Source organism: Streptomyces sp. NPDC091649, from assembly GCF_044756785.1.
In the GTDB taxonomy this organism is placed as follows: domain Bacteria; phylum Actinomycetota; class Actinomycetes; order Streptomycetales; family Streptomycetaceae; genus Streptomyces.
The window spans coordinates 233,790-256,747 of the sequence record NZ_JBIVTR010000010.1; the positions used below are offsets into that span (position 1 = coordinate 233,790).

At 71.5% G+C, this 22,958-nt stretch carries 23 protein-coding genes and 1 pseudogene; 20 read left to right on the top strand and 4 right to left on the bottom strand.

Going from position 1 to position 22,958, the window contains the following annotated elements; all coding sequences use genetic code 11:
* The first annotated feature begins 16 nt into the window (after nt 1–16).
* The 10 genes from ACIQMU_RS19245 (at nt 17) to ACIQMU_RS19290 (ending at nt 10,184) form a co-directional block, all read left to right on the top strand.
* The gene (locus tag ACIQMU_RS19245; protein WP_352240752.1) at nt 17–775 is read left to right on the top strand and encodes a GntR family transcriptional regulator; all 759 of its coding nucleotides are present in this window, start codon (nt 17–19) and stop codon (nt 773–775) included.
* Nucleotides 776–1,189: 414 nt separating this feature from the next.
* Nucleotides 1,190–2,170: a sugar ABC transporter substrate-binding protein gene (locus ACIQMU_RS19250; RefSeq protein WP_352240753.1), complete on the top strand. Its 981-nt coding sequence runs from the start codon at nt 1,190–1,192 to the stop codon at nt 2,168–2,170.
* The gene (locus ACIQMU_RS19255) at nt 2,167–3,216 is read left to right on the top strand and encodes an ABC transporter permease (protein ID WP_352240754.1); all 1,050 of its coding nucleotides are present in this window, start codon (nt 2,167–2,169) and stop codon (nt 3,214–3,216) included. Before ACIQMU_RS19250 ends, ACIQMU_RS19255 begins: the two co-directional genes overlap by 4 nt.
* The gene (locus ACIQMU_RS19260; RefSeq protein ID WP_402689273.1) at nt 3,213–4,070 is read left to right on the top strand and encodes an ATP-binding cassette domain-containing protein; all 858 of its coding nucleotides are present in this window, start codon (nt 3,213–3,215) and stop codon (nt 4,068–4,070) included. Before ACIQMU_RS19255 ends, ACIQMU_RS19260 begins: the two co-directional genes overlap by 4 nt.
* Before the next feature lie 133 nt (nt 4,071–4,203).
* Complete coding sequence (locus ACIQMU_RS19265) at nt 4,204–5,370, top strand: ROK family glucokinase (RefSeq protein ID WP_352240756.1); 1,167 nt, start codon at nt 4,204–4,206, stop codon at nt 5,368–5,370.
* A 72-nt stretch (nt 5,371–5,442) separates the two neighbouring features.
* Entirely contained in the window at nt 5,443–6,039 is a 597-nt protein-coding gene (locus ACIQMU_RS19270) for a hypothetical protein (protein ID WP_352240757.1), read from the top strand.
* 597 nt (nt 6,040–6,636) lie between these two features.
* Complete coding sequence (locus tag ACIQMU_RS19275) at nt 6,637–7,863, top strand: alpha/beta fold hydrolase (protein WP_352240802.1); 1,227 nt, start codon at nt 6,637–6,639, stop codon at nt 7,861–7,863.
* Nucleotides 7,864–7,875: 12 nt separating this feature from the next.
* Nucleotides 7,876–8,529 carry an MBL fold metallo-hydrolase gene (locus ACIQMU_RS19280; RefSeq protein ID WP_352240758.1) on the top strand — a complete coding sequence of 218 codons (654 nt, stop codon included), beginning with the start codon at nt 7,876–7,878 and terminating at the stop codon, nt 8,527–8,529.
* Nucleotides 8,530–8,571: 42 nt separating this feature from the next.
* Entirely contained in the window at nt 8,572–9,351 is a 780-nt protein-coding gene (locus tag ACIQMU_RS19285; RefSeq protein WP_352240759.1) for an exodeoxyribonuclease III, read from the top strand.
* An 86-nt stretch (nt 9,352–9,437) separates the two neighbouring features.
* Nucleotides 9,438–10,184, top strand: a complete 747-nt coding sequence (locus ACIQMU_RS19290) for a Clp protease N-terminal domain-containing protein (protein ID WP_352240760.1) — start codon at nt 9,438–9,440, stop codon at nt 10,182–10,184.
* A gap of 88 nt (nt 10,185–10,272) precedes the next feature.
* Here the strand turns inward: ACIQMU_RS19290 and ACIQMU_RS19295 are convergent, their stop codons facing one another.
* Nucleotides 10,273–11,052, bottom strand: a complete 780-nt coding sequence (locus ACIQMU_RS19295) for an SDR family NAD(P)-dependent oxidoreductase (protein ID WP_402689274.1) — start codon at nt 11,050–11,052, stop codon at nt 10,273–10,275.
* Nucleotides 11,053–11,160: 108 nt separating this feature from the next.
* Between ACIQMU_RS19295 and ACIQMU_RS19300 the strand changes: the two genes are divergently transcribed.
* From ACIQMU_RS19300 to ACIQMU_RS19320, 5 genes are all read left to right on the top strand, one after another.
* Entirely contained in the window at nt 11,161–11,601 is a 441-nt protein-coding gene (locus ACIQMU_RS19300; protein ID WP_352240762.1) for a DUF6278 family protein, read from the top strand.
* 147 nt (nt 11,602–11,748) lie between these two features.
* On the top strand, nt 11,749–12,492 hold the full coding sequence (locus ACIQMU_RS19305; protein ID WP_352240763.1) for an amino acid ABC transporter ATP-binding protein: 744 nt from the start codon (nt 11,749–11,751) through the stop codon (nt 12,490–12,492).
* Nucleotides 12,493–12,503: 11 nt separating this feature from the next.
* On the top strand, nt 12,504–13,433 hold the full coding sequence (locus ACIQMU_RS19310; RefSeq protein ID WP_352240764.1) for a glutamate ABC transporter substrate-binding protein: 930 nt from the start codon (nt 12,504–12,506) through the stop codon (nt 13,431–13,433).
* A gap of 16 nt (nt 13,434–13,449) precedes the next feature.
* Entirely contained in the window at nt 13,450–14,094 is a 645-nt protein-coding gene (locus tag ACIQMU_RS19315) for an amino acid ABC transporter permease (protein WP_352240765.1), read from the top strand.
* Entirely contained in the window at nt 14,091–14,969 is an 879-nt protein-coding gene (locus tag ACIQMU_RS19320; RefSeq protein WP_402689275.1) for an amino acid ABC transporter permease, read from the top strand. Before ACIQMU_RS19315 ends, ACIQMU_RS19320 begins: the two co-directional genes overlap by 4 nt.
* 41 nt (nt 14,970–15,010) lie before the next feature.
* Here the strand turns inward: ACIQMU_RS19320 and ACIQMU_RS19325 are convergent, their stop codons facing one another.
* Nucleotides 15,011–16,597, bottom strand: coding sequence for a CocE/NonD family hydrolase (locus ACIQMU_RS19325; protein WP_352240767.1), 1,587 nt, complete (start codon nt 16,595–16,597; stop codon nt 15,011–15,013).
* A gap of 149 nt (nt 16,598–16,746) precedes the next feature.
* A complete protein-coding gene (locus tag ACIQMU_RS19330; protein ID WP_352240768.1) occupies nt 16,747–17,955 on the bottom strand; it encodes an Ig-like domain-containing protein in 1,209 nt (402 codons plus the stop codon).
* Nucleotides 17,956–18,147: 192 nt separating this feature from the next.
* On the opposite strand from ACIQMU_RS19330, the pseudogene ACIQMU_RS19335 reads away from it, so the two are divergent.
* Nucleotides 18,148–18,326: pseudogene (locus ACIQMU_RS19335) on the top strand (murein biosynthesis integral membrane protein MurJ); the annotation flags it as partial.
* A 129-nt stretch (nt 18,327–18,455) separates the two neighbouring features.
* Here ACIQMU_RS19335 and ACIQMU_RS19340 read toward each other — a convergent pair.
* Complete coding sequence (locus tag ACIQMU_RS19340) at nt 18,456–19,205, bottom strand: hypothetical protein (RefSeq protein ID WP_352240770.1); 750 nt, start codon at nt 19,203–19,205, stop codon at nt 18,456–18,458.
* 105 nt (nt 19,206–19,310) lie between these two features.
* Between ACIQMU_RS19340 and ggt the strand changes: the two genes are divergently transcribed.
* The 4 genes from ggt (at nt 19,311) to ACIQMU_RS19360 (ending at nt 22,953) form a co-directional block, all read left to right on the top strand.
* Nucleotides 19,311–21,128, top strand: coding sequence for a gamma-glutamyltransferase (gene ggt / locus ACIQMU_RS19345; RefSeq protein ID WP_402689276.1), 1,818 nt, complete (start codon nt 19,311–19,313; stop codon nt 21,126–21,128).
* A 171-nt stretch (nt 21,129–21,299) separates the two neighbouring features.
* Nucleotides 21,300–22,061 carry a glycoside hydrolase family 75 protein gene (locus ACIQMU_RS19350; protein ID WP_402689277.1) on the top strand — a complete coding sequence of 254 codons (762 nt, stop codon included), beginning with the start codon at nt 21,300–21,302 and terminating at the stop codon, nt 22,059–22,061.
* A gap of 187 nt (nt 22,062–22,248) precedes the next feature.
* A complete protein-coding gene (locus tag ACIQMU_RS19355) occupies nt 22,249–22,518 on the top strand; it encodes a helix-turn-helix transcriptional regulator (protein WP_356724947.1) in 270 nt (89 codons plus the stop codon).
* A gap of 54 nt (nt 22,519–22,572) precedes the next feature.
* Nucleotides 22,573–22,953, top strand: coding sequence for a PPOX class F420-dependent oxidoreductase (locus tag ACIQMU_RS19360; protein WP_402689278.1), 381 nt, complete (start codon nt 22,573–22,575; stop codon nt 22,951–22,953).
* Nucleotides 22,954–22,958 lie beyond the last annotated feature (5 nt).

A 22,958-nucleotide genomic window follows, 5' to 3' on the forward strand; every position in this document is an offset into this window, starting at 1 on the left:
AACTACGCTCGCCCCCGTGACCGCACAAGGAACCGACCGGCCGCTGCCGCTGAGCGTGGACCGCACCAGCCCGGTGCCGCTCTACTTCCAGCTGGCACAGCAGCTGGAGGCCGCCGTGGAGCAGGGCCGGCTGGCCCCCGGCGCCCTGCTCGGGAACGAGATCGACCTCGCCGCCCGCCTCGGCCTGTCCCGGCCGACCGTCCGACAGGCCATCCAGTCGCTCGTCGACAAGGGGCTGATGGTGCGCCGACGCGGCGTCGGCACCCAGGTCGTCCACAGCCGGGTCCGCCGCCCGCTGGAGCTCAGCTCCCTCTACGACGACCTGGAGGCGGCCGGCCAGCGCCCCACCACCCGCGTCCTGCGCAACACCACGGAACCGGCCACCGCCGAGGTCGCCGCCGCGCTCGGTGTCGCCGAGGGCGGCGAGGTCCACCTGGTCGAACGGCTGCGCAGCGCCCACGGCGAACCGATGGCCCTCCTGCGCAACCACCTGCCCCCGGGGCTGCTCCCGCTGCGCACCGAGGACCTGGAGGCCACCGGCCTCTACCGGCTGATGCGCGCCGAGGGAATCACGCTGCACAGCGCCCGCCAGTCCGTCGGCGCGCGCGCCGCGGACGACCGCCGGGCGCGGGCGCTGGAGGTGCCCGTGGGCGCGCCGCTGCTCACGATGGAGCGCACCACGTACGACGACACCGGCCGGGTGGTGGAATTCGGCTCGCACGTCTACCGGGCGGAGCGGTACGCCTTCGAGTTCCAGCTGCTGGTGCGCGCCTGAGCCGCGGTCCATGCCCGCGGGCGGCTGCCCCGGGCCCCTCCGGCGTCCGGGGCGGGCCCGTCGACGTGGCCGCGGGCCGCTCCCGGCGGGAGTCCGCCCCGCGGCCCCTGCCCGCGGGCCGCCGCCGCGAGGGTTCCCGCCTCCGGTGCCGGACGGGCTGGAAGGGCGGGCGCCTACGGACCCGCCGCGTAAGGATGTTCGGACAAGCTGTTGACGTGAACATGTGGCACGACTACAACTCGCTGCACCGAAGGACGCGCCCCCACCGGCCCTGCCGGGCGGGAGCGGGCAGGGCTCGGGGATACTTGGGCAGCCGGGCCGGGACCGTAGGCTCCCCGGCCCCGTCAAGCAGCACAGCGAGCAGCAGTAGAAGGGCACGGCGTCGTGGCAAGGGTTCGGACAGGGGTACGCGCGATGGGCGCCGTGCTGGCAGTGGTGCTGGGCGCCTCCCTCGCGGGATGCAGCAGCACCGGCGGCAAGCGCGCCGAGGAGCGCGCGGCCGCCGCGGCCGAGGGGCGGGCCGCGGTGAACACACCGCGCTGGACCTTCGCCATGGTCACGCACTCGGGAGACGGCGACACCTTCTGGGACATCGTCCAGAAGGGCGCCGAGCAGGCGGCCGTCAAGGACAACATCAACTTTCTCTACTCGCACAACGACGAGGCCAACCAGCAGGCCCAGCTCGTCCAGACCGCGATCGACAAGAAGGTCGACGGGCTGATCGTCTCCCTGGCCAAGCCGGACGCGATGAAGGCCGTGGTCGCCAAGGCCGTCAAGGCGGGCATCCCGGTCGTCACCGTGAACTCCGGCTCCGCGGAGTCGAAGGAATTCGGCGCCCTGACCCACATCGGCCAGGACGAGTCGATCGCCGGCGAGGCCGTCGGCGACGAGCTGAACAGCCGGGACCGCAAGAAGGCCCTGTGCGTCCTGCACGAGCAGGGCAACGTGGGCCACGAGCAGCGTTGCGCCGGCGCGAAGAAGACCTTCGACGGCACGATGCAGAACCTGTACGTCGACGGCACCAACATGCCCGACGTCACCGCGTCCATCGAGGCCAAGCTCCAGTCCGACAAGAGCATCGACGCGGTCGTCACCCTCGGCGCCCCCTTCGCCGACGCGGCCGTCAAGGCCAAGCAGACGGCGGGCAGCAAGGCGGAGATCGACACCTTCGACCTCAACGCGAAGGTCGCCACCGGCCTCCAGACCGAGAAGCTCGGCTTCGCCGTCGACCAGCAGCCCTACCTCCAGGGCTACCAGGCCGTCGATCTGCTCTGGCTCCACCGCTACAACCGCAACGTCCTCGGCGGCGGCCTGCCCGTCCTGACCGGCCCGCAGATCATCACCGCCGACGACGCCGACGCCCTGGCCGACTACACCAAGCGGGGCACGCGATGAGCGGCTCCACCGCCGCACCGGAACAGGCGACGGACGAGCGGCTGGTGCGCACGTCCCCGCTGCGCAAGCTGCTCGGCCGCCCGGAGCTCGGTTCGGTCGTCGGCGCGCTCGCCGTCTTCCTGTTCTTCGCGATCGTCGCCGACAGCTTCCTCCAGGCCACCAGCTTCGGCACCGTGCTGTACGCGGCGTCCACGCTCGGCATCATGGCCGCGCCGGTCGCGCTGCTGATGATCGGCGGCGAGTTCGACCTCTCCGCGGGAGTCATGGTCACCAGCTCCGCGCTGATCTCCTCGATGTTCAGCTACCAGCTGACGGCCAACGTCTGGGTCGGCGTCTTCGTGTCGCTGCTGGTCACGCTCGCCATCGGCGCGTTCAACGGCTTCATGCTGACCCGCACCAAGCTGCCGAGCTTCATCATCACGCTCGGCACCTTCCTGATGCTGACCGGCCTGAACCTCGGCTTCACCAAGCTCGTCAGCGGCACCGTCTCCACCAAGGCCATCGGCGACATGGAGGGCTTCGACTCGGCCCGCGCCCTGTTCGCCTCGACGCTGACCCTCGGCGGCGTCGAGTTCAAGGTGACGATCCTGTGGTGGGCGGCGCTGGTCGGCGTCGCCACCTGGATCCTCCTCCGTACCCGCTTCGGCAACTGGATCTTCGCGGTCGGCGGCGAGGCCGACGCGGCGCGCGCGGTCGGCGTGCCGGTCATCCGCACCAAGATCGGGCTCTACCTCGGTGTCGCCTTCGCGGCCTGGGTCTCCGGCCAGCACCTGCTGTTCAGCTACGACGTCGTCCAGTCGGGCGAGGGCGTCGGCAACGAGCTGACGTACATCATCGCCGCCGTCATCGGCGGCTGCCTGATCACCGGCGGCTACGGCTCCGCGATCGGCTCGGCGGTCGGCGCCTTCATCTTCGGCATGACCAGCAAGGGCATCGTGTACGCCGAGTGGAATCCGGACTGGTTCAAATTCTTCCTGGGGGCGATGCTGCTCCTGGCCACCCTGCTCAACGCGTGGGTGCGCAAGCGCGCGGAGGCGACGTCATGACGGCCACCCCTGAGGACACCGCGGGACCGGCCGCCGGACCGCTGGTCGAGCTGGACGACGTATCGAAGTTCTACGGCAACGTCAAAGCCCTGGAACACGTCTCGCTGGAGGTCCACGCGGGCGAGATCACCTGCGTCCTCGGTGACAACGGCGCCGGCAAGTCCACCCTCATCAAGATCATCGCGGGGCTGCACCGGCACGACGCCGGACGCTTCCTGATCGAGGGCGAGGAGACCGCCCTCGCCAATCCGCGCGACGCCCTGGACCGCGGCATCGCCACCGTCTACCAGGACCTCGCCGTCGTCCCGCTGATGCCGGTCTGGCGGAACTTCTTCCTCGGCTCCGAACCCACCGTCGGCGTCGGCCCCTTCAAGCGCCTCGACGTCCGGAGGATGCGCGAGACGACCCGTACGGAACTCCTCCGCATGGGCATCGACCTGCGCGACGTCGACCAGCCCATCGGCACCCTCTCCGGCGGTGAGCGCCAGTGCGTGGCGATCGCCCGCGCCGTCTACTTCGGCGCCAAGGTCCTCGTCCTCGACGAGCCGACCGCCGCCCTCGGCGTCAAGCAGTCCGGTGTGGTCCTCAAGTACGTGGCGGCCGCCCGCGACGCGGGCCTCGGCGTGGTCCTCATCACGCACAACCCGCACCACGCCCACCTCGTCGGCGACCGGTTCGTCCTCCTCAAGCGCGGCGCGATGTCCGGCAGCCACACCAAGGACGACGTCACGCTGGACGAGCTGACCCGGCAGATGGCGGGCGGCAGCGAGCTGGAGGAGCTCAGCCACGAGCTGGAACGCACCACGGCCCCCACCCTCCCGGGCGGTCCCGCCGCGACCGACGACACCCCCTGACCGCCGCCCCGCCCCGGCGCGGCCGACCCGCCCGTCGGTCCCCGGGTGCCGGGCAGTGGCAGAATCGAGCGCGGCGGGCGCCGTCCGCCGCCGGCCGCGACAGCGGCCCGGCCCCCCAGACCCCGCAGGGACGATGAGCACGTACCGCGACTTCGCACACCGCGGCTCCGCCCGCGCCACCGTCCTCAAGACCGTCGGCACCAAGGAACGCCGCTCGCACCTCACCGCCCCCCGGGTCCCCACGGTCGGGATCGACATCGGCGGCACCAAGGTGATGGCGGGCGTCGTCGACGCCGACGGCAACATCCTGGAGCAGCTGCGCACCGAGACGCCCGACAAGTCCAAGAGCCCCAAGGTCGTCGAGGACACCATCGTCGAGCTGGTCCTGGACCTCTCCGACCGCCACGACGTCCACGCGGTGGGCATCGGCGCGGCGGGCTGGGTGGACGCCGACCGCTCCAAGGTCCTGTTCGCCCCGCACCTCGCCTGGCGTGACGAGCCCCTGCGCGACGCCATCGCCTCGCGTCTCGTCGTCCCCGTCATGGTCGACAACGACGCCAACACCGCCGCCTGGGCGGAATGGCGCTTCGGAGCGGGCCGCGGCGAGGACCACCTGGTCATGATCACCCTCGGTACGGGCATCGGCGGCGCGATCCTGGAGGACGGGCAGGTCAAGCGCGGCAAGTACGGGGTGGCCGGTGAGTTCGGCCACATGCAGGTCGTGCCCTCGGGCCACCGCTGCCCCTGCGGCAACCGCGGCTGCTGGGAGCAGTACAGCTCCGGCAACGCGCTGGTCCGCGAGGCCCGGGAGCTGGCCGCGGCGGACTCCCCGGTCGCGCACTATCTGCTGGACCGGGTCAAGGGCAGCATCCCCGACATCACGGGCCCGCTCATCACCGAACTGGCCCGCGAGGGCGACGCGATGTGCATCGAGCTGCTCCAGGACATCGGCCAGTGGCTCGGCGTCGGCATCGCCAACCTGGCCGCCGCGCTCGACCCCTCCTGCTTCGTCATCGGGGGCGGCGTCAGCGCCGCCGACGACCTCCTGATCAACCCCGCCCGGGACGCCTTCAAGCGCAATCTCACCGGCCGCGGCTACCGCCCCGAGGCCAGGATCGCGAAGGCACAGCTCGGTCCCGAGGCGGGTATGGTCGGCGCCGCGGACCTGGCGCGGCTGGTCGCCCGCCGGTTCCGCCGGGCCAACCGGCGGCGGGTCGAGCGGTACGAGCGGTACGCCCAGATCTACGACCAGGCGGCGAGCACCATCCGCAACTCGCGGTCCGCCCGTACCGTCGACTGAACCGCAGCCGCCCTTCCCGGCGTCCATCCTTTCAGTACGCCGTCACCGCAGCACCTTAGGGACCACCTGATCATGATCGCAGCCGAGCACCCCGCGGTGCCGCACCAGTCGGAGTCTCCGGGCGACGGCGAGGGCAAACCGCCCGAGGACCCCCGGCGGGTGTTCAAGCGGCGCTTCATCACCGCCACGATCATCGTGCTGCTGATCGGCATCCCGGCCGGCTATCTGCTGATCTCGGCCGGTCAGAGCCGCCGCTCGGGCCAGGACAAGGAGGCCGAGGCGGCCGCCGAGGGGCTCCGCGAGGGCTGGCCCTCCAAGATGCAGCGCCGGATCTTCGAGATCCCGATCCCCGGCAACGGAGCCGGCGTGCAGTACTACGAGACGAACAACTGGAAAGCCAGCCGGATGTACGCGAAGTTCCGGACGACCTCCGCCGGGCTCGACCGCTTCCTGACCGGGGTGGGCACCGGGCGCGCGGCGCTGGAGCCCGACACGATCGACATCAGCCCGAGGGACATCAAGATCACCGGCTGGTCCTTCGGCCCGGGCGAGCACTGGGCCAGCACCACCCACCGCAACAAGAAGCCGCGCCCCACCCAGAACATCACGGTCAACATGACCGATCCGGCCAGCCCCGTCGTGTACGTCGTTTCGGCGGCGACCCCCTGACGGGGAGCCGGAGGGACGCTCAGTAATCTGGAGCGAGTGAGCGAAGTGAGCGAGACGACCCCGCAGCCCGTGCAGGTCCCCCACCCCCAAGGGCCCGCCCCGCACCCCGGAGCGCCTCACCAGGCGGTTCCGGATCCGCACCAGGGACCGGACGCCGTGCCGCTGTCGGCCGCCGCCCCGGAGCCCCGTCCCGCCCCCGGCGGCGGGACACCCGGGTTCCCGCAGGCTCCGGTGGAGGCACAGCCCGACCAGGTCCCGCTCGCGCCGCAGCAGCCGCAGGTCCCGGTCGCCGTGCAGCAGCCGCAGGCCCCGTTCACGCCTCAGGCGCCGCAGGCCCCGCTCGCCGCACAGCAGCCGCAGGCCCCGCTCACCCCGTTCACGCCGCCGGACGCGCCGGCGCCTCAGACGCAGCTCGCCCCACAGGAGGCCCCGGCCGTTCCGCCGTCCTCCGCGCCCGTCCCGCAGGCCGCACCGGTCGCACCGGTCGCTCCCACCCCGCAGGAAGGCCCCGCGCCCGTCCCGGCGCAGGGGTCGGGGCCGGCCGACGCTCCGCGGACGCTCCAGTACCGCTTCGACGGGCCGGAGGACGCCCCGGTCCTGGTCATCGGGCCCTCGCTCGGGACGACGTGGCACATGTGGGACCGCCAGATCCCCGAGCTGTCCCAGCACTGGCGGATCTTCCGCTACGACCTGCCCGGTCACGGCGGCGCGCCCGCCCACCCCGCCGCCTCCGTCGCTGACCTGGCCGACCGGCTGCTCGCCACGCTGGACGGCCTCGGAGTCCAGCGCTTCGGCTACGTGGGCTGCTCGATCGGCGGGGCGGTCGGTGCGGACCTGGCCCTGCGCCACCCGCACCGGGTCGCCTCACTGGCGCTCGTCGCCTCCTCGCCCCGGTTCGGCACCGCCGACGAGTTCCGCCGGCGCGGCGTGATCGTCCGCACCAACGGCCTGGAGCCGATGGCCCGCACCGCGCCGGAGCGCTGGTTCACGCCGGGCTTCGCCGCCGCGCAGCCCGCCATCGTGGAATGGGCCGTCCAGATGGTCCGCACCACCGACCCCGGGTGCTACATCGCCGCCTGCGAGGCGCTCGCGGCGTTCGACATCCGCGGCGCGCTCGGCCGGATCGGCGTCCCCACGCTGGTCCTGGTCGGGGCGGAGGACCAGGTCACCGGGCCCGCCGAGGCCCGCACCCTGGTCGCCGGGATACCGGACGCACGTCTGGCGCTCGTCCCCGGAGCCTCGCACCTCGCGCCCGTCGAGCAGCCCGCGGCCGTCAGCGACCTGCTGCTGATGCACTTCTCCACCGCCTGGCAGCAGGACACCTCGGCCGCGATCCCCGTACTGCCGCTCGTCCCCGGGCCCGCGACCCCCGCCACCCCCATCGCCCCGGTGGCCGAGATCGCCCCGGCCGCCGTCGCCCCCGAGGCTCCCGCGCCGACGCCCGACGACCGGCACGAGCAGGGCACGAAAGTGCGCCGCGAGGTGCTGGGGGACGCCCATGTCGACGCGGTGAACGCGTCCGCCGACGGCTTCACCGAGGACTTCCAGGAGCTGGTGACCCGGTACGCCTGGGGCGAGGTCTGGAGCCGGGACGGCCTCGACCGCCGCACCCGCAGCTGCATCACGCTCACCGCACTCGTCGCCTCCGGCCACCTGGAAGGTCTCGCCGCGCACACCCGTGCCGCCCTGCGCAACGGCCTGACGCCCGCCGAGATCAAGGAAGTTCTGCTCCAGACCGCCGTCTACTGCGGCATTCCGGCCGCCGGAGCCGCCTTCGCCGTCGCGCAGACCGTGATTCAGGAGGAAACCACGCCGCCCGCGTAGCAGGATGGAGCCATGAACGCATCTCCTCGGGCCCTCACCCTCACCAAGAAGACTCACTCCTGCGTCCGGATCGAGAAGGAGGGGCGGTCCCTGGTCATCGACCCCGGGGGCTTCTCCGAGGACGACTCGGCTCTCGGCGCCGACGTGATCCTGGTGACGCACGAGCACCCGGACCACTTCGACGAGGCACGGCTCCGCGCGGGCCTGGAGGCGAACCCGGCGGCGGAGATCTGGACGCTGCGCAGCGTGGCCGAACAGCTCTCGGCCGCCTTCCCCGGGCGGGTGAACACCGTGGGCGACGGGGACGCGTTCTCCGCCGCAGGATTCGACGTCACCGTGCACGGCGAGCTGCACGCGGTGATCCACCCGGACATCCCGAGGATCACCAACGTCGGCTTCCTCGTCGACGGTTCGGTCTTCCACCCCGGCGACGCGCTCACCGTTCCCGAGCGTCCCGTGGACACGCTGCTGCTGCCGGTCATGGCCCCCTGGAGCAAGATCTCCGAGGTCATCGACTACGTACGCGAGGTGAAGCCGCGGCGTGCCATCGACGTCCACGACGCCCTGCTGACCGATCTGGCGCGGCCGATCTACGACAACCAGATCGGTGCCCTGGGCGGCGCGGAGCACGGCCGGCTGGCCCCGGGCGGCGTCACCGAGCTGTGAGCCCTCCGGCGGCTGTCAGTGGGAGCCGCTAGGTTGGCTGCCATGCGCATCGCCACCTGGAACGTCAATTCGATCACCGCCCGGCTGCCGAGGCTCCTGGCCTGGCTGGAGAGCAGCGGCACCGACGTGCTGTGCATCCAGGAGACCAAGTGCACGGCCGAGCAGTTCCCCACCGCCGCGCTCGCCGAGCTGGGCTACGCGTCCGCGGTCAACGCCGACGGCCGGTGGAACGGGGTGGCACTGGTCTCCCGCGTCGGCCTCGCCGACGTCGTCAGCGGGCTGCCCGACGGCCCGGACTACGACGGGGTGCAGGAGCCCCGCGCGATCTCCGCGACCTGCGGTCCGCTGCGCCTCTGGTCGGTCTACGTGCCCAACGGCCGCGAGGTCGAGCACGGACACTACGCGTACAAGCTGCGCTGGCTGGAGGCCCTGCGGAAGGCCGCCGCGGTGGAGGCCGCGGGAGCCCGGCCGTTCGCGGTCCTGGGCGACTTCAACGTGGCCCCGACCGACGAGGACGTCTGGGACCCGGCACTGTTCGTGGGGGCCACGCATGTGACGCCCGCCGAGCGCGCCGCCCTCGCGGCCCTTGAGGCGGAGGGGCTGAGCGAGGTCCGCCCCCGCCCCCTGAAGTACGACCGCGCCTACACCTTCTGGGACTACCGCCAGCTGCGGTTCCCCAAGAACAAGGGCATGCGGATCGACCTCACCTTCGGCAACGCCCCGTTCACCGCCGCCGTCAAGGACAGCTATGTGGACCGCGAGGAGCGCAAGGGCAAGGGGGCGTCGGACCACGCCCCGGTGGTCGTGGACCTCGATCTCTGAGGAGCCGAGGGCACAGGGGCGGGAGAGGCCACCCCTGCTGACAACTCAAGGTTGACACCACGGAGGTGTCAACTTACAGTTGACGCATGACGCAGCCTCTTCCCGCCACACCCTCCGTGCGCCTCGACGACCTGATCGAGGCCATCAAGAAGTCCAACACCGACGCACTGGAGCAGCTCTCCGGCGCCGTCCTCGCCGCCGACCACCTGGGCGATCTGGCCGACCACCTGATCGGCCACTTCGTGGACCAGGCGCGCCGCTCCGGCGCTTCCTGGACGGACATCGGCCGGAGCATGGGAGTCACCCGCCAGGCGGCCCAGAAGCGCTTCGTGCCCAAGAAGAGCGAAGGCGCCTCAGACCTGGACCCGAGCCAGGGCTTCGGCCGTTTCACCCAGCGCGCCCGCAACGTCGTCATGGCCTCCCACAACGAGGCCCAGGCCGCCCGGCACGCCGAGATCCTCCCGGCCCACCTGACGCTCGGCCTGCTCGCGGAGCCCGAGGGCATCGCCGCCCGCGTCCTCGCCGGACTCGGGGTGACGCCGGAGGCCGTACGCGCCGCCTGCGCCGCCGCGCTGCCCGCCGCCGCCGCGGAGGTGCCCGAGCTGATCCCGTACGACGCGGATTCCCGGAAGGTCCTGGAGCTGACCTTCCGCGAGGCGCTCCGGCTCGGGCACAACTACGTCGGCACCGAACACGTCCTGCTGGCCCTGCTGGAGTTCGAGGACGGCTCCGGCGTGCTGACCGGCCTCGGTGTGGAGAAGGGCGCCGCCTCGGACGCCGTCGAGGCGGCGGTGGCGGAAGCGGCCGACGCCCTGGGGCGGCAGCAGCCCTGACCCCTCCCCGCCCGGGCGGCGTGCGGGCCCAGGGCTCTCCCCGGCGGCAGGACTCTCCCGGGCCCGGGCGTCTCCCGGGCCCGGGGCTTCAGTGCACCGAGAACCCGCCGTCCACGAACACCGACTGCCCCGTGACGTACGCCGATGAGCGCCCCGCCAGGAACACCGCGGCCCCCGCGAAGTCGTCGACGAGGCCGTTGCGGCCGACCAGGGTCCGCGCGGCGAGCGACGCCACCTTCTCCGGGTCCGAGGCGAGGCGCTCGTTGAGCGGCGTCAGCACGAACCCGGGCACCAGGGTGTTGACGGTGACGCCGTGCGGCGACCACGCCTCGGCCTGGGACCGGGCCAGGGACTCCAGACCGCCCTTGGACACCCCGTACGCACCGCTGTTCACGAAGGCCCGGTGCGCCTGCTGCGAGGTGACGTGGATGATCCGCCCGTAGCCGCGCTCGGCCATGCCCGGCCCGAAGCGCTGCCCCAGCAGGAACGGCGCCTTCAGGTTCACCGCCATCGTGGAGTCCCAGACGTCCTCGCCGAGTTCGGTCATCGGGGGGCGGAGGTTGATCCCGGCGCAGTTCACCAGGATGTCCGGCTCCCCGAACGCCTGCGCGGCCTCGTCCGCACCCACGCGCACGCTTTCGGCGGTGCTCAGGTCCGCGCTCACCCAGGCGGCCCGGCGGCCCTCGGCGGTCAGCTCGTCCACGGTCGTCCTGAGCTCGGCCTCCCGGCGGGCCACCACGACGACGCCGGCACCGGCCCGGGCCAGGGCGCGGGTGATCGCCCGGCCGATGCCGGAGCTGCCGCCGGTGACCACCGCCACCCGGCCCTCCAGCGAGAACAGTTCCGAGACGTACTCCTGTGCACTCATGTGCGTACTTTAGATATCCGCTCGGGCCCCGGACCGGAGCGGGGTGCGGAAACGGTGAACGCCGCGCGCCTGTGGTGCTGAACCTGACCGGGATGGGACCCTAGTGGTATGAACATCCCTTTCTTGGACAACTGGCGTAAGCGTCAGGGTGATACGCAGGGAGGCGTGCTCGCCGCCGCCGTCGAGACGGACCCCGACGGTGTGGCCGAACTGCTCGCCGAATGCGAACTGCTGCGCGTCCGGGTGGGGCAGCACGGACTCGAACTCGACGACACGCCCGCCTCGTTGACCGCGCTCGACCAGTTGCCGCCGAGCTGGCGCGACGACCCGGAGGAGCTGCCCTGGCTCGGCAACGACGCCGGTCTCTACCTCGGCACGGTGATCGTGCGCACCGTCCCGGGCGCCGCCTGGGACGTCTGGCCGAGCGGTCAGCCCGTGGTGCGGCTGGAGTCCGGCCGGGAGATCGACGTCGTCGCGGCCGGTCTCGACTGGGCGATGGCGGGCAGCCCGGAGCTCTCCCAGGTGTACGCGGAGTCCGCGGAGAACTGAACCGGGAGGAGACCGGGCTCCCGCTCTCCCCACCTAATCTAGATAAACAGCCTTTTGCGCCATTTACGCGTGTCGGGTGCGAAGTCCCTTTTCGCGATGGATAGTTTGCGCTGACCTCGACACAGCGACAAGTGGGTAGGGCAGCGCATGGCCGTCGATCCGTTGATCGAACTGAGGGACGTCAACAAACACTTCGGGGAGTTGCACGTACTTCAGGACATCAATCTCACGGTAGGCCGCGGGGAGGTGGTGGTGGTCATCGGCCCCTCCGGCTCGGGGAAATCCACCCTGTGCCGGGCGATCAACCGGCTGGAGACCATCGAGTCCGGAAGCATCACGATCGACGGCAGGCCCCTCCCCGCGGAGGGCAAGGGCCTGGCCCAGCTCCGTGCCGAGGTCGGCATGGTCTTCCAGTCGTTCAACCTCTTCGCCCACAAGACCGTGCTGGAGAACGTCTCGCTGGCGCAGCTCAAGGTCCGCAAGCGCAGGAAGGACGAGGCCGACAAGCGTTCCCGTGAACTGCTGGAGCGGGTCGGCCTCGTGGCCCACGCCGACAAGTTCCCCGCCCAGCTCTCCGGCGGCCAGCAGCAGCGCGTGGCCATCGCCCGCGCCCTGGCCATGGACCCCAAGGCGCTCCTCTTCGACGAGCCCACCTCGGCGCTCGACCCGGAGATGATCAACGAGGTGCTCGAAGTCATGCAGCAGCTCGCCCGGGAGGGCATGACCATGGTCGTGGTCACCCATGAGATGGGCTTCGCCCGCTCCGCCGCCAACCGCGTCGTGTTCATGTCCGACGGCTGCGTCGTCGAGGACCGCACCCCGGAGGACTTCTTCACCTCCCCGTCGAGCGACCGCGCCAAGGACTTCCTGTCCAAGATCCTCAAGCACTGAGGGGGGCTTCCATGTTGCGTACGAGGAACACGAGTACGAGCAGGTCCGCCGCCCTCGTGGCCGGTCTCCTGCTCGCCGCACTCGCCGCGGGCTGCGGCAAGGAGGGCAGCCCCCCGGTCAAGGGGCCCAAGGCCGAGGCCCTGCCCGTCTACCAGGTCGACACCGGCGCCGACCTGCCCGACTCCCGCACCTGGGCCAAGGCGAAGAGGCGCGGCCATCTGGTGGTCGGCGCCAAGGAGGACCAGCCGTACCTGGGGGAGAAGGACCCGGCGAGCGGGGTCTACTCCGGGTTCGACATCGAGATCGCCCGGATGATGGCGGCCTCGCTCGGCTTCGACCCCAAGACGGTCCGCTTCCGCACGATCGCGTCAGCCAACCGCGAGACGGCTCTGCAGAACGGCCAGATCGACTACTACGTCGGCACCTACACCATCAACGACATGCGCAAGAAGCTCGTCGGCTTCGCCGGCCCGTACTACATGGCGGGCCAGGGCCTGCTGGTGCGCAGCGACGAGGACGACATCCACGGGCCCCGGGACCTGGCGGGCAGGACCGTCTGCTCGGCGGCCGGCTCCACGCCCTACCAGCGCATCGCCGCCGACTACCCCAAGGCGACCCTCGTCGCGTACGACACGTACTCGATCTGCGTCGACAACCTCCTCACCTTCCAGGTCGACGCCGTCACCACCGACGACGCGATTCTGCTGGGCTTCGCGGCCAAGGCGCCCGAAGAGATGAAGGTCGCCGGCAAGCCCTTCTCGCGGGAGCCGTACGGCATCGGCGTGCCGCGCGACGACAACGCGCTGCGCGACGCGCTCAACGACGCGCTGGAGGCCAACGAGAAGAACGGCAACTGGAAGAAGGCGTACGAAGCGACGCTGGGGCTCTCCGGAACGCCCGCGCCGACGCCGCCTCCCATCGACCGCTACCCGGCCAACTGAGGGGACGGCCCCACCCATGGACGTACTGACAGAGAACTTCTCCCTCTACGGCGAGGGCTTCCTCGGCACCGTCGAGCTGACCGTCTACGCCTCCGCCCTCGCGCTCGTCCTCGGCTTCCTGATGGCGTCCCTCCGGGTCGCGCCCGTCGGCTCCTTCCGGGTGCTGGGCGCGGTGTGGGTCACCGTGCTCCGCAACACCCCGCTGACCCTGCTGTTCTTCGCCGTCCTGCTCGGTCTGCCCCGCTTCGGGCTCGTGCTGCCCTTCCAGGTCTTCGCGGTGCTGGCGCTCGGCTGCTACACCTCGGCCTTCATCTGCGAGGTGCTGCGCTCCGGCATCAACACCGTGCCCAAGGGGCAGGGCGAGGCCGCCCGCAGCCTCGGCATGAACTTCGGCCAGACCCTGAGCACCGTGGTGCTGCCGCAGGCGTTCCGGTCGGTGATCCCACCGGTCGGCTCGACCCTGATCGCGCTCGCGAAGAACTCCGCGATCGCCGGGGCGTTCAGCGTCACGGAGCTCCTCGGCACCTACAAGACCCTCAACGAGCTGGGCTACAGCATCATCTGGTCCTTCATCTGGATCGCCGTCGGGTACCTGATCATCACCCTGACCATCAGCGCGGTGTTCAACGTGATGGAGAAGCGCTGGGGAGTGGCACGGTGACCGAGACCCTCGATCGCGGGCCCGCGCGGCCCACGGCCACGGCGCTCTACGACATCCCCGGACAGGTGGCCCGCAAGCGGCACCGGATGTACGGGATCGTCGCCACGGCGGTGATCCTGGCGCTGCTCGGATGGATCGTCCATCTGCTGTTCGACACCGACCAGTTCACCGCCGAGAAGTGGACGCCCTTCGCGTACGAGGGCATTCAGGAACTGCTGCTGCGCGGGCTCGGCAACACCCTCAAGGCTTTCGCGTACGCCGCGCTCCTCTCCCTCGCCCTCGGAGCCGTCCTCGCGGTCGGCCGGCTCTCCGAACACCGGGTGCTGCGCTGGATCTCCACCCTTCTGGTCGAGTTCTTCCGGGCCATGCCGGTGCTGGTGATGGTCTTCTTCATCTTCGTGGCGCTGAAGGTCCAGCCGCTGCCCGCCCTGGTCGCCGGACTGACGCTCTACAACGGCTCCGTCCTCGCGGAGGTGTTCCGCACCGGCATCAACTCCGTGGACCGGGGCCAGCGCGAGGCCGCGTACGCGCTCGGCATGCGCAAGACGCAGGTCACCACGTTCATCCTGGCCCCCCAGGCCGTACGCGCGATGCTGCCGACCATCATCAGCCAACTGGTGGTCGCGCTCAAGGACACCTCACTGGGCTTTCTGATCACCTACGAGGAATTCCTCCACGCCGGAAAGCTGATCGCGTCGAATCTCGACTACGATCTTCCCTTCATCCCCGTCGTGATGGTGATCTCTCCGATCTACATCGGGATGTGCATGCTGCTCTCGTGGTTCGCCACCTGGGTGGCCCGACGTCAGCGGCGCAATCCGAGGACGGAGGCGGTGGGGGTGGCCCCGGCCGAACCGGGGACGCTGTTGCCGTGAGGGCGGCAGCCGGGCAGTGCCCGCCCGGCAGCAGTCGGTGATCACTTCTCGCGCAGCGGGACCGAGAGAGAACTCGGGTCCGTGCCGGGCGAGGAGAAGGTCAGCTGCGCGCCGGTCGGGTTGTGCTCGATGTACAGCGGATCGACGGTGTCGATCACCAGGGCGAGCCGGTGACCGGCCGGGACGTCGTAGGCCGTGGAGTACAGCTCCAGGTCGACGGGGAACGGCCGGCCCGGCGTCTGCCCGTGGAAGGTGTAAGGAGCGTTGCTGACCAGTCTGCCGACGCCGAGCGGCCCCACGTCGTAGAGATACGCGACGAGGGTGCCGCTCGGCTTCGTGGCGGTGACCGTGGTGTGCAGCGCGGAGGTGCCCCGGATCCGCTGCTCGGTGGCGTACCGCTCCGACTGCCACACGCCCGCGAAGGAGCGCGGCAGCAGGGGGACCGAGACCATCGGCGGCAGCTTCAGGAACTGGTCCAGCGCGTTGGACAGGATCGAGATGCCGCCGTTCGCACCGGAGTCGGCATTCGCCCACACCTTCTTGGTGCCGTCCAGCGGGATGCGGGTCTTCACGGCGCCCACGGACTTCCAGTCCGGGTAGCCCTCGTACCCGGCGTCGTTGCGGGACTTGAGCTGGACTGGCGGCTCGGTGTCGATGCCGTTGCGCTCGCCCCGGAGATAGCGGTCGAACCAGCGCCGGGCGCTCGTCCAGGTGTCGTTGGGCAGCCCGAGCAGGCCGGTGGCCTCGGCGGTGGCGTGGTCGCCCGGGCGGAACTCCAGCCGCTTGGGGCCGGTGAGCTTGTCGTAGAACGAGGCGTACTGGTTGGGCGGGAAGACGGTGTCGCCCCAGGCGTTGCCCATCATGATCGCCGCGCCGTTGGCGTTGATCCGGTCCAGATACGTCGCGGGGGAGCGCTTCTTCCCCCAGGCGATCATCTCCGGCTCCTTGTCCAGGCGGGAGCCGAGGAAGTCCTTCAGCGTCCGTGTCAACTCGTCGCCGGGCCTGCCGGTGACCAGGCCCGCGCCGCCGAGGAGAGCCGCGGCCTGGAGATGCTGGGTGCGTCCGCTGTAGATCGAGTCGATCAGGTCGGCCCAGCCGCTGAGCGCGGCCACCGCCTTGACGCGCGGGTCGTGCCCGGCCGCGAGCAGGCTGATGCCCGCACCGTAGGAGACCCCGCCCATGCCGATGCGGTCCGGGTCGGCGGAGGTGTGCTCCAGCGCCCAGTCGATGACGGCCGAGGCGTCGGCGATGTCCGGCGGCCCCGCGACCTCTATCTCCCCGCCGGAGAGCCAGAAGCCGCGCGAGGTGTAACTCACCACGACATAGCCGGAGTCGGCGAGCTTCTGGGCTTGCGCCAGATACTCGATCTGCGGCATGGCCCAGCTCGTCGGGAAGACGATCAGTGGATGCTTCGTCCCGGCCGCCGCCCCGGCGGGGGCGAAGACGTTGCCCTTGAGCGTGATGCCTCCGGAGCCCGGTATGTCATGGAACGTCAAGCCCTGCGCGGTGGCCGCGGCCGGAGCGGCGGCGGTCGCGGCGGGGGCCGCGCCGAGCGCGCCCCCGACGAGCAGGACGACGGCGGTGGTGATCGAAACGGTGGTGCGCAGTGCCGGTTCGGGACGTGCCACGGGGTCACTCCTCACGCGTGTCAGTGCAAAGTGACCCGACGGTAACCCCGGTTGTTTACCGTTGGTAACTCCCCGGCGCGTTGCGTGAGGGTAACGATTGCTGGACGGGGTGTCAGGAGTGTTCCGAGACCGGAACGGGCGCTACCGGGTCACTTCAGGGCGCTCCTGGCCTTCCAGTCCGTCCACGAGAGGTTCCACGCGCCGTACCCGTTGCCCTCGGCGACCGTGCCCTTGGCCTGCGTGCCGGACATCTCGAACGGGTCGCCCACCCGCACCTGTCCGTACAGTGCCGCGGCGTCCGCGTCGCTCATCCCGACGCAGCCCGAGCTCCGGTTGGCCCGGCCGAAATAGCCCGCGTTCCACGGGGCCGCGTGCACGTACATCCCGGACCAGGTCAGCCGCATCGAGTAGTCGACCATCTTGTCGTAGGCGTCGCCGAGGCCCACCGTCTCGGAGCGCATGTTGATCGTGCCCTCCTTCGACATCAGGACCGCCGTGCCCCGCCAGGAGGCTTTCTCGCCGCCCGGGGTGCCCGCCGACACGGGGATGTCCAGAACCCGCTCCCCGCCGCGGTGCAGGGCCAGCCGGGACCGGTCGAGGTCGACCTTGACCACCTGGGCCGCGCCGATCGTGAACGTCGTCGTGTAGTCGCGGACGAACCAGCCGCCGTCCGCCCCCGTGTCGACCCCGTTCAACCGCGCGTCCAGGGTGACCTTCGTACCGGGCTTCCAGTACTCCTTGGGCCGCCAGTCGACGCGGTCCTTGCCCGAGTAGTCCTGGAGCCAGCCCCAGGAGCCCTCGGTGTCGTTGGACGTGGAGACCTCCAGGGCCTTCTCGACGGCCGCCTTGTTCTTCACGGGATGGTCGAAGACGACGGACAGCGGCTGCGCGATGCCCACGGTCGTGTTCTTCCCCGGCGCGAGGAGAAGCTTGTTGACCTTCTCGGCCTCGGCGGTGGCGAACGCCGCCCGGTCGCTGCCGCCGTCCGCGTCCGTCGCCTCGACCGTGTACGCGGTGCCGGGCGCGGCGACCCGGTCGGATATCCAGGTCCGGCCGTCGGCGGATATCCTCCCGGCCAGCGCGCCGCCCTCGCCGGCCGTCACCGTCACCGACTTCAGCTTCCCGTGCGCCAGCGTCACCTCCACCGGCCGGCCCGGGGCCGCCGCCTTGCCCGTGAGGTTCACCGAGACGCTGGTGCCGGGCGCCTCGCCGTCCCCGTCCGACGCGACGGTGGCGCCCGGAGAGCCGCCCGAACACGCGGTCAGCGCGGCGAGCAGCGCCACGGGCCCGGTCAGGGCGAGCCGGGTCCTCCGGCCGGCCGGGGCAGAACGACGGATGCGCGGGCGGGTGGAACGCAACGGAAAAACCTCCAGGGCAAGGGTGCTCAGCAGGGAAGAGGCATTTCCCTCGGGCCGGGTTCCACCCGCTCCCGGGAGAAACCTCACTCCCCGGGCCCGGAGTACGCTCCACCGTCGGCCGACACCTCGGAAAAGCGGGAGGCCGACCAGTGAGCGCGACCCTCGACGGCGCCACCGGCCCGGCCCGTTTCGGTGCTGCGCGGCGGGGCCGTGATGGCGACCGGCTCCGTCGTCTCGCGCGCCACCGGCTTCGTGCGCTCGGCCGTCGTCGTCGCCGCGCTCGGCACGGGCCTGACCGCGACGGCCACGCGGCCGCCAACACCGTGCCCGACACCCTGTACATCCTGCTCATCGGCGGCGCGCTCGCGGCGGGCGCCGGCGCCGGGACCCTCACACCGCTGCTCACCGTGGTGCTGCCGGCCCGGCCGCTCGGGATCGGCGAGATCACCGCGGTGGCGGCCGCCGGCCGGGACCGGCCGCGCCGCTGACGGCGGGCCGGCTCAACCGGCCCCGGCCGCCCGGTGCGGGGTCGGCGTGCTGGGCGCGGGGGCGCGGGCCTCGCGCGTCACATCACCGACGAGCTCGACCACATCGGGGCCGTACGCCTGTGAGTTGACGACTTTCAGGAGCAGACAGAACGACTTGTCGCCGTGCTTGCGGCGCAGCTTCTCGTGGTTGCGGACCACATAACGGGTGGCCGCCTGGTTGGTGATGGCCCGCTGGCCGCAGAACAGAAAGACGGGACGTGACTCCTGACCGCCCGTCAAACGCGCGAGCAGGACGTACTCCGAGGTCCCGGGCTCCAGCCGGTAGCGCTCGGACCCGATCTGGAACGCGACCCGGTCCGGGCCCGGGTCCTGCTCGACGTTGATCCGCACGCCGGGCAGCAGGGTCCGCAGATGCGCGGCCATCCGCTGGTTGGACGTCGGGCCGCCGACGCAGAACTCCGTGTGCTCCCCGAAGCCCTGCTGGGCCGTGTCGTGCGTGACGATCTGCGCGTGCGCCGCGCAGTCCTTGATGAGCGCGGAGAGTTCGAGCAGGGCGAAGGCGTCGTAGCGGTGCACGGACCCCTCGGCGCCGGCGTAGCGGTTGACGACGAGCAGGCATTCCGAGTTCGCCGGCAACCCGAAGAAGGCTTGTTTGCGGCGGAGTCCGCGCCGCCAGAGATAGGTCCGGGCGAGCCAGCCCAGCGAGGCACTGATCCCGGCGGCTATCACGCCCAGCACGATGTTGCGCACGTCGTCCGTCATGGGCGCGCATGGTATCGGTCATTCGGGTAACCGTTCGAGGCGGTCCTGACGATCCGGGCCCCCCGGGGCTACCCTGCGGCGGAGATCCGTTGACTGGAGGTACGTATGCGCCGTTCCGTCGGTCGGAACACGTCGCTGTTGGCCGTCCTCGCCGTGGTCGCCTCGGTCGGGGCCGCCGCTCCCGTGGCCTCGGAGCCGTCCGCCGCCCCGCGCCCCGTGCCGCCCAAGTCCCCGGTGGCGGTGGGCCACGGGGGAGCGGTGGCGAGCGTCGACCCGGACGCGTCGGCCGTCGGCATCGAGGTACTGCGCAAGGGCGGCAACGCGGTGGACGCGGCGGTGGCCACGGCTGCCGCCCTCGGCGTGACCGAGCCGTACTCCGCGGGAATCGGCGGCGGTGGCTACTTCGTCCACTACGACGCGAAGAAGCGCGCCGTGCGGACGATCGACGGGCGCGAGACCGCGCCGCGCAGCGCCGACGCCTCCCTCTTCCTGGAGAACGGCAAGCCGATCCCCTTCGCGGAGGGGATGACCAGCGGCCTCGGCGTCGGCACGCCCGGCACCCCGGCGACCTGGGAACGGGCGCTGGACGCGTGGGGCAGCAAGTCCCTGCGTACGCTGTTGAAACCGGCCGAGCGCCTGGCCCGGGACGGCTTCGTGGTGGACGACACCTTCCGCTCGCAGACGGCCTCCAACCAGGCCCGGTTCGCCGACTTCCCGGCCTCCGCGGAGTTGTTCCTGCCGGGCGGTGAACTCCCCGCGGTCGGCTCCGTGTTCAAGAACCCGGACCTGGCCCGTACGTACGGGAAGCTCGGCCGCGAGGGCGTCGACGCCCTGTACCGGGGGGACTTGGCCGACGACATCGTCCGTACGGTGCGCAGGCCGCCCGTCGACCCGGACGCCACCCGTGTCGTGCGGCCCGGCGATCTGACCCGGGAGGACCTCGCCGCCTACCGGACTTTGCGGCAGGATCCGACCAAGGTCCGCTACCGGGGCCTGGACGTCTACGGCATGGCCCCCTCCTCGTCCGGTGGCACCAGCGTCGGCGAGGCCCTCAACATCCTGGAGTCCACCGACCTTTCGCGCGCCGACCGGGTGCGGTATCTGCACCGCCTGATCGAGGCGAGCCGGATCGCGTTCGCCGACCGGGGGCGCTGGGTCGGCGACCCCGCGTTCGAGGACGTCCCCACGAAGGAACTGCTGAGCCAGCGGTTCGCCGACGCCCGCGCATGCCTGATCCGGGACGACAGGGCGCTGACCAGCCCGCTGCCGCCGGGTGACCCGCGCGACCCCGAGCGGTGCGGCAGCGATGGCACCGGCGTGCCCACCACCTTCGAGGGTGAGAACACCACGCATCTGACCACGGCGGACAAGTGGGGCAACGTCGTCGCCTACACCCTGACCATCGAGTCCACCGGAGGCAGCGGGATCACCGTGCCCGGCCGGGGCTTCCTGCTCAACAACGAGCTGACCGACTTCTCCTTCGCCCCCGCCGATCAGGCCGTGCACGACCCGAACCTCCCGGGCCCGGGCAAGCGTCCGCGCTCGTCGATCTCTCCGACCATCGTGCTGAAGCACGGCAAGCCGGTGCTGGCCCTCGGCTCGCCGGGCGGCGCCACGATCATCACGACTGTGCTCCAGTCGCTCACCGGGCACCTGGACCGAGGACTTCCGCTCGTTGACGCGATCGCCGCGCCCCGCGCCAGCCAGCGCAACGCGCCGACGACGGAGATCGAGCCGGACCTGTGGAACAGCCCGGTCCGCGCGGAGCTGGAGAAGCTCGGCCACGCCTTCAGGCGGACCTCGGAACTCGGGGCCGCCACCGGGGTGCAGCGGCTGCCGGACGGCCGCTGGCTGGCGGCGGCGGAAAAGGTGCGGAGGGGCGGCGGCTCGGCCATGGTGGTGCATCCGGGCGGCGGTCACTGAGCCGGCCGGACGAAGCGGGGGCCCCGGGGCCGGTATCGCGCGACACGGCGCGCGGTGCCGGTCCCGCGGCCTTGGTGCGCCCGCCCGGCCGAGCCGGACGGGCGGGGGGTGGGGCGTCGCTCCAGAAGGCCCGTACGGGTCTCTCGTCCACGGGAAGGGTTCTTCCGCACGATGCGCACTCGCATGCTCGCCCTGACATCCGCCGCCTGCGGCGCCGCGCTGCTCTCAGCCGCGGCGCTGCCCGCGTCCGCCACCGGTTCCGGCTCCGCCACCGGTTCCGGTTCCGTCACCGGTTCCGGGGCCGGCCTCGGAGCGGAGCCGGAAGCGGCCGAAGTGGACGCGGCCGAAGTGGACGTGACCGCCGCCGAACTGCTGGCCGAGATCCGCGCCTGCGCCCGGATCTCGACGGGCGCCTACCGCACGGACAGCGGCAGCCCCGAGGCGACGGTCCCCGTCTGCGACACCGAGGACGCCGTCTTCTGGAAGGCGGACATGGACATCGACTGCGACGGCCGCCGGACCAAGGCGTGCAACCGGAAGACCGATCCGTACTTCCTGCCGGAGACCGCGTTCCAGAGCTCGCGCGGCGAACCCCTGGACTCGGCCGCGCTCCCCCATGTGGTCGTACCGGGCCCGAGCAAGGTGTGGGACTACCGGAAGTCGGGGCTCACCGGCGGCAGCGTCGTGGCGGTCGTGTACCGGGACCGGGTGCGCTACGGAGTGATCGGCGACACCGGCCCCACGGGCATCATCGGTGAGGCGTCCTACGCCATGGCGAAGACCCTGGGCATCGACCCCGACCCGGCGACCGGAGGAGCCGAGTCCGGCGTCACCTACATCGCGTTCAAGAACTCCCGCGTCGCCCCGATCGAGAGCCGCGAACGGGCGCGGAGCCGGGGAGCCCGACTGGCCCGGGAGTTCGTCGGTCGCTGATTCCACCGGACCGGATCCTCCGGGGGGGCGTGGCCCGTCACCCTGACGGCATGATCGGCAAGCCCACCGTCCCGGCCGACAGGGGCTCGTTCACAGTGTCGACGAGTGCACCGGGCCCATGCGCGCACCGACCATAGCGGTATAGTAATGACGGTATAGAAATGGCGTCCCGTAGTACGATGGGCGCATGGTCCGCACCCCCCTGACACCCGAAGAGCGCCTGCGCGGCGAACGGCTCGGCGCGCTGCTCCGCGCGGCGCGCGGGGAGCGCAGCATGGTCGCCGTCGCCGCCAGCGCCGGAATCTCCGCGGAGACCCTCCGGAAGATCGAGACCGGCCGCGCGCCCACGCCCGCCTTCTTCACCGTGGCCGCCCTCGCCGGTGCGCTGGGCCTCTCCATGGACGAGATCCTCGGCCGCTGCGCACCGGAGCCGGCCGCCGCCCCGCTGATCGCGTAGTGCGGGCCGGGGCCTGACCGGCGGGCCGCACCTCGGGGCGCGTAGGGTCGCGCCGTGACCCTCCAGGACTTCGCGCGCAGCGAGTACGTCAGCCTGACCACGTACCGGAAGAACGGCACACCCGTCGCCACGCCCGTCTGGGCCGCCGCCGAGGGCGATGTGCTGTACGTCTGGACCCGCTCCGACTCGTGGAAGGTCAAGCGGCTCCGCGGCAACGCCAAGGTCGCCGTCACCGTCTGCGACGTACGCGGCAGGATCAGCGAAGGAGCCCCCAGCGCGGAGGGCACGGCGAAACTCCTCGACGAGGACGGCACCCGCGCGGTGCGCAAGCTGCTGGCGCGCAAGTACACCTGGAAGTTCTGGCTCGTCGACTGGCCCGCGACGGTCGCCCGGCTCGGCAAGCGCCCGCACACCGGGATCGCCATCACCTTCTGAGCGGC